The organism is Tepidiforma sp. (assembly GCF_034433535.1).
GTDB lineage: Bacteria > Chloroflexota > Dehalococcoidia > Tepidiformales > Tepidiformaceae > Tepidiforma.
In genome coordinates this window covers 1-2432 of sequence record NZ_DAOUAO010000039.1, presented here as the reverse complement: position 1 = coordinate 2432, position 2432 = coordinate 1, and the positions used below count along the sequence as shown (strand labels likewise).

Below are 2432 nucleotides of genomic sequence, written 5' to 3'. Positions count from 1 at the left end.
GGCTGCCCCGCCCCGGGTGGAGCTTCCGCGCGAAGGCCTTAGCCCTGCTTCTGCTGTGCCGCCTTCTCGGCCAGGTACGCCTTCAGCGTCTGGCCGGTGCGCCACATCGGCTCCGCGCCCTCGAGGCTGCAGATCTTGTCCCAGTTCGCCTGGACCCACTCCGCATCCTTCAGCTCGCCCATGCCCGGCTGGATCCCCGGCCCCTTCACGATCGCCGCCCGGTTGAAGTTGCCCGCGCCGGCCTCGATGATGAGGCCGCTGTCCTGGCACTCCTTCGACACCATGTAGACGACCGCTGGCACCACGTACTCCGGCTTCAGCCGCTCCACCATTTCCTGCGGCATCACGGTCTGCGTCAGGCGGGTGCCCGCCACCGGCGCGATGGTGTTGACCATCACGTTGTACTTCGCGCCCTCCTGCTTGAGGACGTTCATCAGGCCCAGCATGGCCGTCTTCGCCGCGCCGTAGTTCGCCTGCCCGAACTGCCCGTAGATGCCGGACGACGAGGTGGTCAGCACCACGCGGCCGTATGCCTGCTGCCGGAAGACCGGCCACGCGTGCCGCAGCACCGAGAAGGTGCCCTTCACGTGCACCGCGAAGACCTTGTCCCAGTCGTCCTCGCTCATGTTGTGGAAGGCCACGTCCCGCAGGATGCCCGCGTTGCAGATCACGATGTCCAGCCGCCCGAAGTTATCGAGCGCCGTCTTCACGATGTTGTAGCCGCCTTCGTAGGTGGCCACGCTGTCGAAGTTCGGCACCGCCGTGCCGCCGGCAGCCGTGATCTCGTCGCACACCTTGCGCGCCGGGGCCGCGTCAGCGCCCTGCCCGTGCGGGTCACCGCCGAGGTCGTTGACCACCACCTTCGCCCCGCGCCGCGCAAGGTCCAGCGCATACGCCCGGCCGAGGCCGGCCCCCGCACCCGTCACCACCGCTACCTGTCCTTCGAACGAAATCGCCATGCCTATCCTCTCAATAACCAGTCTGCGGGGGTTGCCGCCTCGGACCTGCCGCGCGGCGCCCCGCTGCAACCGTGCAGGTTACCAGCATTCCGCGCTTAGCACCCATCCGGCCGCCGCGGCGCCCGGTCCACCATCTCTTCGAACCACGCCTCGGTGCTCGCCACCCGCCACGCCAGCACATCATCCTCGCCCGCCTGCAGCCGCCCCCGCACCTCCTCCACCGCCTCGCGCCGGAACACGTCCTCTCGTTCCAGCGCGCGCGCCAGCAGCCCATCGAGCCACGGGCGCAGCGGTCCCAGTGCCCACCGCCGCTGGGGCGGCGCATACGCCAGCTTGTCGCGCCGCCTCAGCACGTCGTCCGGCACGATGCCGGCCATGGCGTCCCGCAGGATCGCCTTGGTGGTCGCCCCGCGCAGCAGCAATTCCGGCCGCAGCCCGAAGCAGAACTCCACCAGCCGGTGGTCGAGGAACGGCAAACGCACCTCCCGCCCGAACGCCATGCTGTTCCGGTCGGCGTAGCGCAGGAATTCCGGCAGCTGCGTGGTCAGCTGCCAGCGCACCAGCTCGTTCCGCAGACGATCGCGAAACGGCCGAATCGTGGCCGCGTGCGCCGGCGCGTACCGGTCGTGCACCTCCTGCGATACCAGCTCGCCCGAGCGGAAATAGCGCTCCGCCAGCCCATCCCGCACCTGCGGCGGCAGCAGGTAGTACGCCCCGAACAGCACCGGCTCCCGCAGGCTCCCGTACCGCCGCCAGGCCCCCAGCGCCAGCCCCAGCGCCCTGTCGATGCGCCCCGTCCGCAGCCAGTGCGCGAAGAACATCCCCAGCGCCTGGGTGTACCCCCCAAGCAGCTCATCCGCCCCCTGCCCGTCCAGCAGCACCGTCGTCCCGCTCTCCCGCGCGAGCCGCATCACCAGCCACTGCGCGAACGGGCTCGTACTCGCGATCGGCTCCTCCTGGTGGTACTGCAGCGCCGAGAACTCCTCCTCGAACGCCTCGGGCCGAACCCATACCTCGTGCGCCTCCGCACCCACCCGCTCCACCACCAGCCGGATGAACCGGCCCTCATCGTGCGCCCGCGAATCGAACCGCGCGCTGAACGTCCGCTGCGGCCCCAGCCGCTGCGCCTCCCGCTGCGCATGGATCGTCGCCACGATGCTCGACGAGTCGAGCCCGCCGCTCAGCGAGCTCCCCAGCGGCACATCGCTCCGCAGCCGAAGCCGCACCGCATCGAAAAACAGCGCCCGGAACGCCTCCGCCGCCTCCTCCCGCCGCCGGGGCGCCTCGGCCGCCCGCGGCTGCCAGTACCGCACCGGCCTCCCCTGCCCCTCCGCGTCCAGCACCAGGTAATGCCCCGCCGGAAGGCTCTCAATGCCAGCGAAAAAGCTCTCCGCATCCTGGTCCAGGTCCCCCCGCGCAAGGTACCGGTACACCGCCCGCAGGTTCGGCTCCCGGAGCCCCGGCCGCACCGCC

Annotated in this window: 2 protein-coding genes; both read right to left on the bottom strand. The window is 70.6% G+C overall.

Annotated elements, in window-relative coordinates; translation table 11 throughout:
* Positions 1-38 precede the first annotated feature (38 nt).
* Positions 39-959: an SDR family oxidoreductase gene (locus VAE46_RS02045; RefSeq protein ID WP_322795242.1), complete on the bottom strand. Its 921-nt coding sequence runs from the start codon at positions 957-959 to the stop codon at positions 39-41.
* Positions 960-1054: 95 nt separating this feature from the next.
* Positions 1055-2432, bottom strand: a 1378-nt coding sequence (locus VAE46_RS02040) for an asparagine synthase C-terminal domain-containing protein (protein WP_322795241.1), incomplete at its 5' end; no start/stop codon positions are given.

Bases quoted from the DNA above. Each gene is read 5' to 3' on its own strand.
- VAE46_RS02045 (WP_322795242.1), bottom strand. From the start codon at position 959: ATGGCGATTTCGTTCGAAGGACAGGTAGCGGTGGTGACGGGTGCGGGG.